This window comes from Planktothrix rubescens CCAP 1459/22 (genome assembly GCA_904830895.1).
In the GTDB taxonomy this organism is placed as follows: Bacteria; Cyanobacteriota; Cyanobacteriia; order Cyanobacteriales; family Microcoleaceae; genus Planktothrix; species Planktothrix agardhii.
On record LR882958.1, the window covers coordinates 889767 to 905869 of the forward strand.

A 16103-nucleotide genomic window follows, 5' to 3' on the forward strand; every position below is an offset into this window, starting at 1 on the left:
TCCGTATATAGCAGTCGCCAGACCTATTAGGACAAAGAGTGATGCAGCAAAGCTAGACGGTGAAGTCTTTTCCTCCGGTGTTCCCTGTTCCCTGTTCCCCGCTATAATGTGTAGTTAGACCTCAGTTTTAATTTCCTCCTCTGACCACAAGGTATTGAATTTGCTAGTATAAATTTTGCAAATAGGTTTTATATCCGATAAAGAAATGACCGAAAAAACTCTCCTAGATGAAATTGTTAATTGCTCCCATGCACAACAATGCTTAGGGGATTCTGCTGCTGAAAACCCTTGTCGTGCAATTGTTGAGTATCAAAATACCCTCAGCTTAAAAAAATTCCAAGTTCCTGAACCGTGGAGTGGGCAAATAGAGGAAGCACCCATTCTATTTCTCAGTTCCAATCCATCAATTGGTGGTGATGAGGTGTATCCTACTTGGGATTGGTCATCGAAAGAAGTCCATGATTATTTTAATCATCGTTTTGGAGGCGGACATAAAACCTGGATTCGGGATGGGACAAAATCGTTGCGAACAGATGGAACTTATAGTCGCGTTACTCAATTTTGGGCAGCAGTGAGGAAACGTGCGATTGAACTTCTTCAACGAGATGTTATCCCAGGATTCGATTATGCGCTGACAGAAATTGTGCATTGCAAATCCCATCACGAATTCGGTGTGGAACAAGCGCAAGAGCAATGTGTACAAGCCTATTTAATGAGAATTTTAGAACTAGCAAAAGCAAGGGTGATAGTCGTCTTAGGAGCACGTGCAAGACAATTTATTCAAAGGGAATTTAAAATTCCCCCAGAAAAATTGCTATCTGAATTGATTGAAATAGGGCGGAATCAAAGATTGTTTACATTTCTTCCCCATCCAAATGCGCGAGCTAATCGTTCTTTTGCTAAGTGTTTACAAAACGATGAACTTGAAAGGCTACGTTCTGCTTTGCGACATAACCAATAAAGTTCTAGTATCACCCATCCTTCCTACAAACGATTTTGCTTTTATTGCTGAATTTAACTGTTAGGATGATTCAAGAATTTTTGTACCGTTTGAACATCTTTATCCCCCCGTCCTGAACAATTTAAAATAATCCGAGGACTACCTTTTAATTGAGGACAAAGGGTTTCTAAATAGGCGATCGCATGGGCTGTTTCCAAGGCTGGAATAATCCCTTCTAAACGGGATAACCGTTGAAACGCATCCAAGGCTTGCTGGTCAGTCACACTATAATATTCCGCCCGACCCAAATCCTTTAAATAACTATGTTCTGGCCCCACCCCCGGATAATCTAACCCGGCACTAATCGAATGGGCTTCCATAATTTGGCCATCATCATCTTGTAAAAGATAACTCATCGCCCCGTGTAACACTCCCACCCGGCCATGGGTAAGGGTAGCAGCGTGTTTTCCCGTTTCCACCCCCGACCCGGCGGCTTCGACTCCAATGAGGCGAAGGTCAGTTTCCTGAATAAACTCATTAAACAGCCCCATGGCGTTAGAACCACCTCCGACACAGGCTAATAAAATATCAGGTAAACCACCCCATTTTTCTAAACATTGGGCGCGGGTTTCTACCCCAATCACATTATGGAAATCCCGAACAATCATGGGATAGGGATGAGGGCCAGCAACGGAACCGAGAATATAATGGGTTGTTTCAACATTAGTTACCCAGTCGCGGATGGCTTCAGAGGTGGCATCTTTTAAGGTTCCCGTACCCGCTTCCACCGGGCGAACTTCCGCCCCTAATAGTCGCATTCTAAAAACATTTAGGGCTTGACGTTCCATGTCATGAATACCCATATAAATCACACAGTCTAAGCCATAGCGGGCGCAAACCGTCGCCGTGGCTACCCCATGTTGACCCGCCCCGGTTTCGGCAATAATGCGCTGTTTGCCCATTTTTTTGGCTAATAGGGCTTGGGCGAGGGCGTTATTAATTTTATGGGCGCCAGTGTGGTTGAGGTCTTCCCGTTTCAGATAAATTTGTGGGCCCGTGCCGTCGGGTCTGGCATAATATTGGGTCAGGCGTTCGGCAAAATATAGGGGGCTAGGTCGTCCCACATAGTCTTTCAGCAGGCTTTGTAGTTCGGCTTGGAATTCAGGATCTTGACGATAATGATTATAGGCTGTTTCCAGTTCAGCTAAGGCGGGCATTAGGGTTTCTGGGACATATTTGCCCCCAAATTGTCCGAAGCGTCCGAGCAGGTCTGGGCGTTGTGTGGCGGGGCGTTGGGGGTTGGGAGGTAAGGGAGTGGTAGTCACGGCGATTGGGAAATAATTACTGAAGAACAATTTTATAATTATAGATCGACCCACCCTGTTTTTTCGATATAGAAATTGACATCCTCCCCGGCGTAAACGGGCAGGGATTCCATCTATAATTTAGCAGGTCAAAAAATAATTATAACCTCAGCACGGATTGCTATAAATTTCTATTAATCTTTAAAAGAGATCTAAAAAATTACTTCGAGATGCTTGATCAGTTGCTAGTCATGTTCTCAAAACGAAAGCTGATCTTAGGGTTTAAATCATTATCAATTAGTCAATCCTTGCTCCAGGGAATTGTGGGGTTGATTGTAAAGTCTTAACAGAATCTAATATTTTCCTTAAATTTTGGAAAATTTGTCCAACTTCAGGCATTTTAGTGTTTATATATTCCTAAATTGTGAGATAATTAATTTCGATATTGAATTGCTGAAATGGCTGTATCCATGAGTTTAGGAGGGAATACCAATGAAAATTATAAAAACTCAAACCTTATCAGGGCCTAATTATTGGAGTATTGATGTTCACAATCTGATTATTATTCACCTCGATTTAGAAAAGGATAATCGCTACACCAATGAAATTCCAGATTTCTGCGATGGACTTTGTGAAATTTTACCCAATTTAACTCAACCAAAATATCAAGATTTCCTGACAAATCTAAAGACCGGAATCTTGATGAGTGATGTAGTTCTACAAGTTGCCTTAGAATTGCAAAGATTAGTCGGAATGCCCGTAGACTTTGGCTGTACTCGTCCGAGTTCCCAACCCGGAGTCTATCGAGTGATCTTTGAATATAAAATAGCCAAAGCTGGACGCTATGTATCCAGGTCGGCACTGCGGTTATGCCATCGTTTAATTGATCATGGATTTTATCGGGAAACCGAACTGCGGCAGGATTTAGAAGACTTACAAGAAATTTTCTCAGAGGCTCAACTTGGCCCGACAACGGAGGCAATTGTTCAAGAAGCTGAAGCTCGTGGAATTCCCTGGAAAGAATTACCCGCCCGCCATGTAATTCAACTTGGTTATGGCAAAAAACAACGACGAATTCAATCTTCCCAAACCGACGGCACCAGTATTTTAGGAATTGAATTTGCTGGAGATAAAGAAGGCACAAAAACCCTTTTGGATGCAGCCCGTTTACCCGTTCCCAAAGGAACCGTTATTGATAGTTTAGATGATTTAGAAAAAGCTATTGATGATATTGGTGGATTTCCGATTGTTTTAAAACCCCTAGATGGGAATCATGGTCGAGGTATTACCCTAGACATTCAAACCTGGAGTGAGGCGGAAAACGCCTACGAAATGGCTAAAAGTGAATCAAAAATTGGCACTATAATTGTTGAAAGGTACTATCAAGGAAATGATTATCGGGTGTTAGTTGTGGATGGAAAAGTTGTGGCGGTAGCTCAACGGGTTCCGGCCCATGTTATTGGAGATGGTCGCTCAAATTTAGTAGAATTAGTCGAAGAAACAAACCTTGATCCTCGTCGAGGTAGTGGTCACGAAAATATGTTAACTCGGATTGAAATTGATCGCAATAGTATTGATATTTTAAAACAACAAGGCTATCGGTTAGAAAGTATTCCCAAAAAAGGAGATATTTGTTATCTAAAGGCAACTGCTAATTTAAGTACGGGTGGCATTGCCATTGATAAAACCGATGAAATTCACCCGGAAAATATTTGGATTGCCGAACGCGCCGCCCAAATTATTGGCTTAGATATTGCCGGAATTGATATTACCGCCCCCGATATTAGTCGCCCCCTGCGAGAAGTGGACGGGGTGATTGTGGAAGTGAATGCCGCCCCTGGGTTACGGATGCACATTCACCCCAATGAAGGCAAACCCCGAAACGTTGCAGTTCCGATTGTGAATATGCTGTATCCCCCTGGAACTTCCAGCCAGATTCCGATTACCGCCATTACCGGAACTAACGGTAAAACTACTACCACCCGCTTAATCGCCCATATCCTTAAAAAAACTAAAAAAGTTGTGGGTTTTACTACCACTGATGGTACTTATATCGGAGATTTTTTAGCAGAAGCCGGAGATAATACCGGGCCTCAAAGTGCCGCCTTAATTTTAAATGATCCCACCGTGGAACTAGCCGTATTAGAAGCCGCCCGGGGGGGGATTCTCCGGTCTGGGTTGGGGTTTAATCGCTGTGATGTCGGAGTGGTGTTGAATGTTTCCGAAGACCATCTGGGGTTACAGGATATTAACACCGTGGAGGAGATGGCAGAGGTGAAAAGCGTTGTGGCAAAGGCGGCTAGTGAATATGCGGTGTTAAATGCCGATGATCCTTTAGTTGTAGCCATGGCATCACAGGTAAAAGCAAAAGTGGCTTATTTTTCACTAAATGCTGATAACCCAATTATTAGTGAGCACGTTGCTCAGGGAGGAGTTGCCGCGATTTATGAATCGGGTTATTTATCCTTTTTAAAAGCAGATCAAATGATTCGGGTGGAACAGATGGCGAATGTTCCCCTCACCTTACGGGGGTTAGCTCCCTTTATGATTGCTAATGCTCTGGCCGCTAGTTTAGCGGCCTATGTCCAGGGAGTCACCATTGAGGAGATTAGTCAGGCTTTGCGGACATTCCAGATGTCGGTGGAACAAACCCCCGGACGGATGAATTTAATTCCCTACCAGTCTTTCCATGTTTTATTGGATTATGCCCATAACCGTGCGAGTTTTCAAGCAATTCTGGAGTTTGTTCGCAATTGGCCCGATGGGAAACGAATTGGGGTGGTCTGTGCACCCGGAGACCGTCGCCCGGAGGATTTTATCGAATTAGGACGATTATCAGCCCAAATGTTCGAGCGGATTATTATTAAGGAAGATGAGGATAACCGAGGATCTCAACGGGGAGAAGTCGCTAAATATATTGAAATTGGGGTTAAACAGGAAAATCCTGATTTTGATTATGAGATTATTCTCGAAGAAGTGCAAGCTATTCAAACTGCTCTGGGTGAAGCAACTCCGGGTAGTTTGGTGGTGATTTTCCCCGAAGGTGTGAAGAAAGTTTTAGCTCTGCTTCAGTCACATAATTGCCCTTAATTCGTTGTTGGGCTTTAGCCCGCCTAAATTCTTGGGCTTTAGCAGCAACAACAAATTAAGATTAAAGACAATTTCTGATAAAATGTTATAAAACTTAAAATTATTCACAACTCAAATTAGCGGGAGAGTCAGATGGCATTATTTGGTTTGTTTGGCAGAAAAGGGGATTCTAAACCCCAGGAAGAAACGGGAAGTGGTTTCTATCTCGACGGTAATGCAGCCCAAGGTCTGGGGGATATGGACAGATTCAAGGATTTACCTCCAGTCAAGAAGACTTTCCCCGTTGAAGTTGAGGCTCCTAAATCTACAACGCCAAAAGCACAGGTATCTTTTAATCCTGTGGCTGAGGAATCTTCTAGCAAAACTGAACGCCGTCGAGCCGATAGCAGCATGGATATGTACCGAAATCTGGCCAAGGAAATCAAAAAACCGTAACCTCTAGCCAAAAATAATTTAACGATTCATCGGGTTGAGAATTGTAGTAGAGACGTTAAAAACTCGTCTAGTAGCTACTGTTCTTAACCCTATTTTAATTTTATGGGAGAGAAATACCCCCTATAGCAGTGTAATAATAGATACAAATAATAGATCAATAAGTTTAGACAATTGAGATATAGGGAATCAGGATTAGTCTTTGTTGATTAATTCAAGGACGTAACCAATTATGAGCAAGTGGGGGATACCGATGATTAAGCTTGATGATTATTTTAATCTCGATGAAATTCATGCTGTTCAAAATATTAGTGCAGCGATCATTAATCTCAGTGGTCGTCAACGAATGTTATCCCAACGAATTGCTTTATTTTGTTTGAGGTTAGTTAATCATAAAAGTTTGGCAGAACGAGAGCAGATTATCAGGATTTTACAAGATAATCTCCTCAGTTTTGAGGAATCTCATCAAATGTTAATTTTGGGTCAGTTTAATCACGGTTTAAAATCTACTCTATCCTCAGACATTCATAAAATATATTATTTACCTCCCTATCATCTGGATCAACAGGTTCGCGATTATATAGCTGCGGTTAAATCCTTGTTAAATACACCGGATCATAATTTAGGACTGGATAATTTGGATCTAAACTTGATTTTAAGCTCGGCTTCAGATCAATTATTAGATGCTTTAGATGCCGTTGTTAGTCAATATCAGCTTGAAAGTGAGGAAGAACAATTAGAAGTAGAAAAACAGCAAATTTTATTGTATAAAAAAAGCTGTGAAACCACTGCGATCACCTATGCTCAAGCCCAACAACTATCTCATACCTTAAAACAACTCAAAGAAACCCAAGCCCAAATGTTCCATCAGGAAAAAATGGCTTCTTTGGGTCAACTGATTGCCAGTTTAGCCCATGAAATCAATAATCCTGTTAACTGTATTTACGGAAATATTAATTGTATTGATAACTATATTCAAGATTTGATTTATCTCCTGCGACTCTATCAAAAACAATGTCCTCAACCCATTCCAGAGATTACAAGCTATATGCAAGGGGTGAGTTTGGATTTTGTGATTGAGGATTTACCGGAAGTTTTTAAGTCAGTAAAAATATCTGCGGATCAGATTTTTGAAATTTCCCGATCGCTGAGAAATTTTTCACGAAAAGATGAATTGACGGTGCAACCTAGTAATTTACATGAAGGCTTAGAAAGTACATTATTAATTTTAAAAAATCGGTTGAAGGCAAAATCTAATCGCCCGGAAATTATGATTCAAAAAGACTATGGAAATTTACCTTTAGTTGAATGTTATGGCGGCAAAATCAATCAGGTGTTTATGAATGTTTTAGGTAATGCTATTGATGCTTTGGAAGAATCAACAGAAAAATGGGAAAAGGGTCAGGAAACCCCCATAATTCATATTAAAACAGAGGTAATTCAAACTAATACCGTTCGGGTACGAATCACCGATAATGGGTTAGGAATGGATGCGGATGTAAAAATGCGACTGTTTGAAAAGTTTTTTACAACAAAAGTAATCGGAAAAGGTACGGGACTTGGACTCGTTATTAGTCGCGAAATTGTTGAAGATTATCACGAAGGGATGCTATCCTTTGAATCTGAATTTGGACAAGGAACCGAATTTATGATTACTATTCCGATTCAATATCATTCCTCTGTATCCCTCAATCCTTGCTTAGATTCTATGACCTGTTCTTAACTGAAATGGAATAATTGTTTAACGGATTGGCGATCGCCCAATTCCGCGACGTGGGTTTGGGGTTGACCGATGATCAGCTAAAGAAATTACCTGGGCTTGATTTTCTTCTCTAGCTACCCGAATTAATAACCCAGCTAAAGCTAAACTAGCAATCATGGAACTTCCCCCATAACTAAATAGGGGTAAAGGTAAACCTGTAGTTGGTAAAACCCCCGTGGCTACCCCAATATTTAATAAAGATTGTCCCACCATCACTACCATCACTCCCACCGCTACTAATTGATGTTCAATTTGTTGTGCTTTCATCGCCACTCTTAGGGCTAGGGTTGCATAAATTGTTAACAATAATAACAATAATATCCCCCCAATAAAGCCAAATTCTTCCGCATAAACCGAGAAAATAAAATCACTATATTGAATCGGTAAATAATATAATTTTTGGTGAGATAATCCTAATCCCGTTCCCCAAAACCCTCCAGAACCTACCGCTAAAAGACTTTGAACTAACTGATATCCGTCTCCCATTGCATCAGACCAAGGATTTAAAAAAGATAAAATTCGTCGTCTTTGATATTCTTTAATAGTAACACTTAAAATAGCTAAAAGTACCCCGCCTAAAGCTGTTCCTCCTAAATAAGAAAAAGGCAGTCCCGCCGCTAAAGCCACTAACCAAAGAGTCATCCCACAAAGGGCGGTGGTACTGAGGTTTGGTTGGGTAAGAATAGATAATAAAACTATCCCAAAAATTCCTAACCAAATTAACCGAACTTGCCAATTTAAACGATACCAATTGCCAAAAAAACGAGCACTTTGTAAGACCAAAAAAGGCTTCATTAACTCCGAAGGTTGAATCGGAATCGGCCCAATTGAAATCCAGCGTGTAGCTCCATTAATAGTAGTTCCTAATCCGGGAACTAAAGTCAGAAATAATAATCCCAGAACAATTAAAACCCCCCATTGGGCAATTTTTAACCAAAATCTCAGGGAAGATTGAACAATAAAACTAAATCCGACTAATCCTACGGCTGTCCAAATTAATTGACGTTTAAAATAATATAATCCATCTCCTTGTTCAGCATAGGCGATGGGATAGGAAGCAGAAAACATCACAATTAAGCCTACAAATAACCAGAGAAAGGTTATCCAGTGTAACCATCTTGCTTCCGTTGACCAATGGGTCAAAAAAGAGGTAGAAAAAGGGAAAATTTGTTTTAAGTTCATCAGCAAGAAAATTAATGAGTTAGGCTTAGGGTTAATAATTTAGGATTTGGCGTTCAGGACAATTAAAATAATATCGAACTCAGGATAGCCAGTGGATATGTTCACTCGCAGAAGTCATCCTGATCAACCCCTGATGGTTCAGCATAGTCCCAATTGTCGCACAATTCGGTTAATTGCGGGCCCAGAAGAATTTGTTCCTAGAGATCAAATCCGGGCTTTAGTGATGGAGAAGAAAACAAGTAGAAACTCAATTTAGTTGGCAAGGTGTCGCCTTAAAATTAAGCGATCTTTATACTCAAATTCTGAGGTGAATCTGCATAACTCTTAAAAACAGGAAATGAGACTTCTGTAACTTTTGATACTGTCTTTCGATTCAGAACTTGTTAATTTCAGGACAAGTTTTAACTCAAATTAATTGCTTCTAGGGTTCCGGTTTGCTGCAAATTGCTGAAAACGACAGGTCCGAGAGAAGCAAGCTATCCTGGATTCAGATTTTAGGAATCCGTTCTTCAAAGAGGGTAGCTACACGGCGGGAAAAAAGCCCGGGAGAAGTTTGTGAGTGGACGTACCTCGCAACGGCTCTCGGCTTTTTGCATGGTACGGATTGATCTGCATCTAACAGGAGTTATTCCATGAGTGAGCAATCTGTTTTTCAACCTCCCGATGAAAATTTCAATGGATTTTCAACTGAAGCTCAACGCGCATTAGAACGGGAAAATCGCTTACCTTTAACAGGTTGGCAACAGGAAGTAGATCGCGGTTTAGAATACGGTTTAGAAGCCGCAGAAAGTATCAAAGATCGCAGAATTCCGACGTTTTCCAGAGGAGAATTACCCCATTATGCGGGGATTAATACGTTTCTAAAAGCTCCTTATTTAGAAGATGTTCGTTTAGTCGGAAATTATGATGTTGCGATTATTGGAGTTCCCCATGATTCGGGTACAACCTATCGCCCCGGAACTCGTTTTGGCCCCCAAGGAATTCGCCGAATTTCTGCTCTTTATACCCCCTACAATTTTGAATTAGGGGTTGATTTACGCGAACAAATTACGGTTTGTGATGTCGGGGATATTTTTACGATTCCCGCTAATAATGAAAAATCCTTTGATCAGATTTCTAAAGGCATTGCTCATGTTTTTAGTTCCGGTGCATTTCCGATTATTTTAGGCGGAGATCATTCCATTGGTTTCCCCACTGTTCGGGGTATTTGTCGGCATTTAGGCGATAAAAAAGTTGGGATTATTCATTTTGATCGTCACGTTGATACCCAGGAAACCGACTTAGATGAACGGATGCACACTTGTCCCTGGTTTCATGCCACAAATATGAAGAATGCCCCAGCTAAAAATTTAGTTCAATTGGGCATTGGTGGTTGGCAAGTTCCCCGTGAAGGCGTTAAGGTTTGTCGAGAACGAGCAACTAATATTCTCACGGTAACTGATATTATGGAAATGGGGTTAGATGCGGCGGCAAACTTTGCTTTAGAACGGGCATTAGATGGCACGGATTGTGTGTATATTAGTTTCGATATTGACTGTATTGATGCGGGTTTTGTCCCTGGGACAGGATGGCCGGAACCTGGGGGTTTATTACCTCGTGAAGTCTTACATTTACTCAAAAAAATTGTTCAAAATGCTCCCGTTTGTGGCTTAGAAGTTGTTGAAGTTTCGCCCCCTTACGATATCAGCGATATTACTTCTTTAATGGCAACTCGCGTCATTTGCGATACCCTCGCTCATTTAGTGGTTTCAGGTCAATTACCCCGCAAACAAAAATCCTCCTATATTTACCCCGAATCTCAACCCGAACTCGTTCAATGGTCATAGTTGACGGTTGACAGTTGACAGTTGACAGTTGACGGTTGACGGTTGACGGTTGACGGTTGACTGCAAGCGAGGGAGGACGCTCCCACTCTCCCCCTGCCTCCTGCCCTGCTCCCCCTGCTCCCCTAATTATGCACGAAACTGACATGACAAAGGCGTTAATTCTAACCGTAAAAGACTGGTGGAATTCACAGCCTGAACCTTATAAAATTGATAAAATTCATTTGATTGTGGGCAAATTTACCTGTGTTGAACCTGTTAGTTTGCAGTTTGCTTTTGAAGTGCAAACCCGCAATACTTTTTTAGAAGGGGTAATCCTAGAAATTCAAGAAACTCCATTAATTGCCTATTGTCATACTTGTCAAACGGAATATTCCCCAGAAATCGGTTTACATTATGCTTGTCCGACCTGTCAGTCACCGATGGAAGATATTTGTTCAGGACGAGAATTAAAAATTGATCGCATTGAATATTCTATAGCAGGGAACAGGGAACAGGGAACAGGGAACAGGGAGGAAAAGAGTTTACCTTCTGGTTTGTGCCCTTAGTCTCTGTCCTAACTGCCAGCACAACTTTAATTAACAATAGGAGAACAAAATGCACCAAACCTTTGATGTTAGTTTAGGAATTAATTTACTCCATGCGAATCAACATTTAGCCGATGATAACCGTTCCCATTTTGATCAATGGGGAATCACCTGTTTAAATATTATGAGTAGTCCAGGGGCGGGAAAAACGGTATTATTAGAAAAAACCCTAGAAGCTTTAAATTTAGAGTTAAAATTTGCGGTCATAGAAGGAGATATGACCACAGAATTAGATGCAGAACGATTGCGTCAATATAACGTTCCCGTGATTGCAATTAATACCGGGCGTTCCTGTCATTTAGATGCTAAAATGGTCTGGGGTGGAATTCATAAATTAGAACAAGATTATGATCCTCAAAGCTTTGATTTAGTCTTTGTGGAAAATGTGGGAAATTTAGTTTGTCCGGCCGAATTTGAAGTTGGAGAACACGCTAAAATTGCGTTATTAAGTATCACAGAAGGAGAAGATAAACCCTTGAAATATCCCATTATGTTTCAGGAAGCCGATTGTTTATTAATCACAAAAATGGACTTAGCCCCCTATTTAGAGATTGATGTTGAACGCATCGCTGCTAATGTTCGACAAATGAATCCTCACGTTAAAATTATTCCGGTTTCTGCGAAAACGGGAGAAGGGTTAGAAACTTGGTTTGCATGGGTAAGAACACAAGTCAAAGCCAAGCAAACCCTAACCCCAGAAGCCTTAAATCTTCAGTCCATTTAACCCTCAAAACTTAACCACTCAATCATCTGGTAAAAATCGATGAAACGCAGAAAAATTTTATCCTTATTTGGGGTATTTGTAGCGAGTTTAGCGTTAATTGTAAGTTGTAATCAAGCCCAAAATTCCACACCGAATAATAACGCTTCAACTCCGACAACACCCCCCCTAATTATAGGATATAGTAATTGGTCTGGATGGTGGCCTTGGGCGATCGCAGAATCTGAAGGATTATTTAAAGCCAATGGCTTGAACGTTGAATTAAAATGGTTTGATGGCTATTTAGAATCCTTACAAGCAATGGCGGCGGGACAATTAGATGGGAATTGTCAAACCTTAAATGATACGATTGCCTTTGTAGGTGATTCTAAAAATGGTCAAGTGGCGGTTTTAATTAATGATAACTCTGCCGGAAATGATAAGATTATTGTAGCAGAAAATATCAATAAAATTCAAGATTTAAAAGCCAAAAAAGTCGCCGTTGAAGAAGGTTTAGTGGATGATTTCTTATTGGCGTTAGCTTTAGAAAAAGAGGGAATGTCTCGTCAAGATGTAGAAATTGTTAACTTAGAAACGGGGGCTGCATCTGCCGCCTTCGTAGCGGGACAAGTTGATGCAGTGGGGGCATTTCCTCCCTTTTGGTTAACAGCATTACAACGAAAAGGCAGTAAAGAGTTAATCAGTTCTAAAGAATTTCCGGGGGCTATTCCCGATTTATTAGTGGTGAGTCAAAAATTGATTCAAGACCGTCCTGAACAGGTGCAAGGATTAGTTAAAACTTGGTTTGATATTCGAGAATTTATGGCAAAAAATCCTGAAAAAGCCAATGAAATTATGGCAAAACGGGCGGGAGTTTCTGGTGAGGAGTTCAAAATGTTTAATGATGGGACTAAATTTTTTACCATTCAAGACAATTTAGAAGCCTTTAATTCTGGAAATTCCATGAAACATTTACCCTTTGCCGCCAAAAAAATGAGTGACTTTATGTTACAAGTGGGACTCCTCAAAACCAAACCCAATTTAGAACCCATTTTAGATGCTCAATTTGTTAAAAAATATGCAGAAGCTCTCAAACAATAATTCAATGGAACCCAAACCTCGCCAAGCTTTAAAACCCACTGTTTTTTGGCGTATTGCTGAAAACATTCCTCCCGCTCTCAATTGGGTATTAGTCACCCTTTCCATTGTTATTCCTTTCTGTTTATGGTGGGTCTTAGCGTTAATTCTTAATTCTCGCTTTCTTCCCACTCCTCCCCAAGTTTTACAAGCGGGTTTTGGACTCTGGGAAAAAGGGTATTTAGTACAGGATACCGTAGCCAGTATTACACGGGTGACGTTGGGATTTTTCTTGGGGGCAATGTTAGCAATTCCGTTAGGAATTTCGATGGGATCTTTTGCCAGTATTCGGGCATTAACTGAACCCTTAATTGGGATTTTACGCTATATGCCCGCCCCGGCATTTATTCCCCTTTTAGTTTTATATCTCGGTATTAATGAAGCTCCGAAAATCATGTTAATTTTTATCGGAACATTGTTTTTCAATACCTTGATGGTTATGGATGCGGTGAAATTCGTTCCCAAGGATTTAATTGAAACCACCTATACTTTAGGAGGAAATCGTCAACAGGTGTTAACGCAAGTGATTATTCCTGCCATTATTCCTAATATTATTGATGCCTTACGAATTAATATGGCAGCAGGTTGGAATTTAGTCGTTGTAGCCGAATTAATTGCCGCCGAAGTGGGGTTAGGCAAACGCATTGTTATTGCTCAAAAATTCCTGAGAACCGATGAAATTTTTGCCTGTTTAATCATTCTAGGTTTAATTGGGTTTGCCATTGATTTATCTTTTCGACTCCTATTAAAAACAACCTGCAAATGGGCTGTTGATTAATCAACTGTATTCTAACCGTAGGATGGGCTTTGCCCATTATCTAAAATAATGTATCCTACTTAACAGTTCATGAATTAACTGTTAGTTACAATTAACTCTCAGTTAGAAAGAATTGCCATAGAATTTATAAAAATTTAATTGATACTAACGATAGTATAATTCAGTTTGGACTCAAAAAAATGCACCTAGAAATAAATAATCTTCATAAACAATTTCCCACCCGAACAGGGTTTTTAGTCGCCTTACAAAATATTAATCTGCACGTTGAAACCGGAGAATTAGTCTGTGCTGTTGGCGCATCCGGTTCAGGAAAATCCACCCTATTAAGAATGATTGCCGGGTTAGATTATCCCACTTCGGGTAAAATTATCGTGGATGGAATGGAAGTCACCGGGCCTGGAGCAGACCGGGGAATGGTATTTCAACGCTATACCTTATATCCCTGGTTAACCGTCCAAAAAAATGTAGAATTTGGCTTAAAATTACAGGGGGTTTCCCATCAACAACGCCGAGAACAAACCTCCTATTATTTAGATGTTGTTAGCTTAACTCCCTTTGCCCAATGTTATCCCAAACAACTCTCAGGAGGTATGAAACAACGGGTAGCCATTGCCCGTGCTTTAGCCACACAACCGAAAATTTTGTTAATGGATGAACCCTTTGGGGCGTTAGATATTCAAAGCAAAGAAACCATGCAACAATTTTTACGGCAACTGTGGCAAAAAACAGGTTGTACAATTTTAATGATTACCCACGACGTTGAAGAAGCGGTATTTCTATCCCAAAGAATTTATGTATTAAGTACCAGACCCGGACAAATCCAAGATGAATTTATAATTAATTTACCCGAAGAACGTAATTATAAAATCAAACGTCAATTAGAATTTCAAAAATATGTCGGTGATATTATGGATTTACTGCGGGGAAGCAAAGAAGAATCTGTTATAGCAGGGAACACCGGAACAGCCCCCCCCAATCCCCCGTGCACGAGGGGCTAGGGCAGGGCTGTTTCATGTTTGAAAATTATAGCCTACTTTTGGGTCATAATTCTCAAACATGATAGCTATTTTCCGAATAATTAATATTTCATATAATTGCTATATTAATATTAATTATAGGAGGTATTATCTAAGCAGCATAAATATTCTTATTCCCTATGGAGTAAGACTTACATTCCCGATTTTTATCTATTTTTCCTAAATTAATTGCTCTATTTTTTCATTTTTAACCTTCGGATTAAGAGATAGCCACTAATTTCTCCCAATGATTTCCTAACCACCTTCTTCCCTCTGTTATTGACAAAAATCCTAAACCTCTGAAAATATTCAATCCTAGGGTGTTGAGCAGTGCCCAATTAGTCGCGGCTTGTACTTGATGAATTTTCATACTATCCTCTTTAAATAACACATCTTTTACCCAATGAACTTGATTCTCAATCCCCCAATGCCCTTTAATTTTTTTGGAAAAAAAATCCGCCTTTTCCCAGATACTACTTATATAATAAACCGTTTCTCTATAAGGCTTTTTTCCTCTGTATCCCCACCTTTCTACCTGAATTATACTTTGAATATGTTCCCAAGGGCTTTCAATTTTTATCGAATTTTTAAACACTGATACCCGACGAGTTATTTCTCGTCCATGACCCCTCTCTTTTTGAGTATCTATACTTTCAGCTTTCGTCGTTTTTGTAATTTTTTCAATTTGATTATACAGTTTGATTTGATTCTTTTTAACCGCGATTAAATAATCGTTTTCACTCTCGATAATCTTTCGGACTGTGGTGACATTACAATGTAACGCATCCGCAGTTATTAACTTTCCTTTTAGACCACATTCTTCTATTATCCCTTGGGCTACAGCTTGTTCTGAACCGGTTTTACTCTCGAACTTTTCCGTCGCTAATACTAATCCGGTTTCTTGACTAAATAGAGATACCATTATTACCATGTTTTGCTGCTGATTGCCTGGGTCTTTTACCGTACTTCTTAAACTTTTTCCATCTATTGCTAATCCCTCTATTCCCTTTAATTTAGGAGAATTCTCTCTTGACCATTCTTTTACTATTTTGCTTAAATCCTTCTCGTCTACTCCTCTCATCACCCTCCTTATTGTTGAATAAGATGGCATTCCTTGGCTATAGATATTGAATGTTCTTTTCAGGATAACTTCGTTGGCTTTGACAAAATATTCCATCTCTCGATATCCTTGATGCCCTGACATCACCCCTAAAACTACTACTAATAGCACTTCCCATAAACTATACCTTTTTCCCTGATTTTTTCGGAAATCCTTGACTTCTTTTAAATTTTCTATTAAACTTGTTAGCATCTTTATTTTAGAAAAAAATGGTGATCGCTCTCCATTTTAT

At 40.1% G+C, this 16103-nt stretch carries 14 protein-coding genes and 1 riboswitch; of the genes, 11 read left to right on the top strand and 3 right to left on the bottom strand.

Features of this window, described 5'->3' with window-relative positions:
• The first annotated feature begins 205 nt into the window (after nt 1–205).
• Nucleotides 206–961 carry a uracil-DNA glycosylase family protein gene (locus NMG86_RS04285; protein WP_052338628.1) on the top strand — a complete coding sequence of 252 codons (756 nt, stop codon included), beginning with the start codon at nt 206–208 and terminating at the stop codon, nt 959–961.
• Between the two features lie 53 nt (nt 962–1014).
• On the opposite strand, the gene trpB is transcribed toward NMG86_RS04285, so the two are convergent.
• Nucleotides 1015–2265: a tryptophan synthase subunit beta gene (gene trpB / locus NMG86_RS04290; protein WP_026788820.1), complete on the bottom strand. Its 1251-nt coding sequence runs from the start codon at nt 2263–2265 to the stop codon at nt 1015–1017.
• 471 nt (nt 2266–2736) lie between these two features.
• Between trpB and cphA the strand changes: the two genes are divergently transcribed.
• The 3 genes from cphA (at nt 2737) to NMG86_RS04305 (ending at nt 7489) form a co-directional block, all read left to right on the top strand.
• Nucleotides 2737–5334, top strand: coding sequence for a cyanophycin synthetase (gene cphA / locus NMG86_RS04295; RefSeq protein WP_026788821.1), 2598 nt, complete (start codon nt 2737–2739; stop codon nt 5332–5334).
• Between the two features lie 132 nt (nt 5335–5466).
• Nucleotides 5467–5769, top strand: a complete 303-nt coding sequence (locus NMG86_RS04300) for a hypothetical protein (protein WP_026788822.1) — start codon at nt 5467–5469, stop codon at nt 5767–5769.
• A gap of 250 nt (nt 5770–6019) precedes the next feature.
• On the top strand, nt 6020–7489 hold the full coding sequence (locus NMG86_RS04305; RefSeq protein WP_040957558.1) for an ATP-binding protein: 1470 nt from the start codon (nt 6020–6022) through the stop codon (nt 7487–7489).
• Between the two features lie 18 nt (nt 7490–7507).
• On the opposite strand, the gene ftsW is transcribed toward NMG86_RS04305, so the two are convergent.
• On the bottom strand, nt 7508–8710 hold the full coding sequence (gene ftsW / locus NMG86_RS04310; protein ID WP_026797088.1) for a putative lipid II flippase FtsW: 1203 nt from the start codon (nt 8708–8710) through the stop codon (nt 7508–7510).
• A 97-nt stretch (nt 8711–8807) separates the two neighbouring features.
• Between ftsW and NMG86_RS04315 the strand changes: the two genes are divergently transcribed.
• From NMG86_RS04315 to NMG86_RS04345, 7 genes are all read left to right on the top strand, one after another.
• The gene (locus NMG86_RS04315) at nt 8808–8966 is read left to right on the top strand and encodes a hypothetical protein (protein ID WP_174235985.1); all 159 of its coding nucleotides are present in this window, start codon (nt 8808–8810) and stop codon (nt 8964–8966) included.
• 154 nt (nt 8967–9120) lie between these two features.
• Nucleotides 9121–9261: riboswitch (guanidine-I (ykkC/yxkD leader) on the top strand.
• Between the two features lie 81 nt (nt 9262–9342).
• Entirely contained in the window at nt 9343–10536 is a 1194-nt protein-coding gene (gene speB, locus NMG86_RS04320) for an agmatinase (protein WP_026788825.1), read from the top strand.
• Between the two features lie 128 nt (nt 10537–10664).
• Nucleotides 10665–11081, top strand: coding sequence for a hydrogenase maturation nickel metallochaperone HypA (gene hypA / locus NMG86_RS04325; RefSeq protein ID WP_026788826.1), 417 nt, complete (start codon nt 10665–10667; stop codon nt 11079–11081).
• A 49-nt stretch (nt 11082–11130) separates the two neighbouring features.
• Nucleotides 11131–11844, top strand: coding sequence for a hydrogenase nickel incorporation protein HypB (gene hypB, locus NMG86_RS04330; RefSeq protein WP_040957557.1), 714 nt, complete (start codon nt 11131–11133; stop codon nt 11842–11844).
• Nucleotides 11845–11883: 39 nt separating this feature from the next.
• Nucleotides 11884–12921 carry an ABC transporter substrate-binding protein gene (locus tag NMG86_RS04335; RefSeq protein WP_026797089.1) on the top strand — a complete coding sequence of 346 codons (1038 nt, stop codon included), beginning with the start codon at nt 11884–11886 and terminating at the stop codon, nt 12919–12921.
• Nucleotides 12922–12925: 4 nt separating this feature from the next.
• A complete protein-coding gene (locus NMG86_RS04340) occupies nt 12926–13735 on the top strand; it encodes an ABC transporter permease (RefSeq protein WP_026788828.1) in 810 nt (269 codons plus the stop codon).
• Nucleotides 13736–13914: 179 nt separating this feature from the next.
• Nucleotides 13915–14733 (top strand): ABC transporter ATP-binding protein, encoded by an 819-nt coding sequence (locus NMG86_RS04345; RefSeq protein WP_043939655.1) that lies wholly within the window; start codon nt 13915–13917, stop codon nt 14731–14733.
• A 238-nt stretch (nt 14734–14971) separates the two neighbouring features.
• Here the strand turns inward: NMG86_RS04345 and NMG86_RS04350 are convergent, their stop codons facing one another.
• A complete protein-coding gene (locus NMG86_RS04350) occupies nt 14972–16063 on the bottom strand; it encodes an ISAs1-like element ISPlr1 family transposase (RefSeq protein WP_026795269.1) in 1092 nt (363 codons plus the stop codon).
• Nucleotides 16064–16103: the final 40 nt, after the last annotated feature.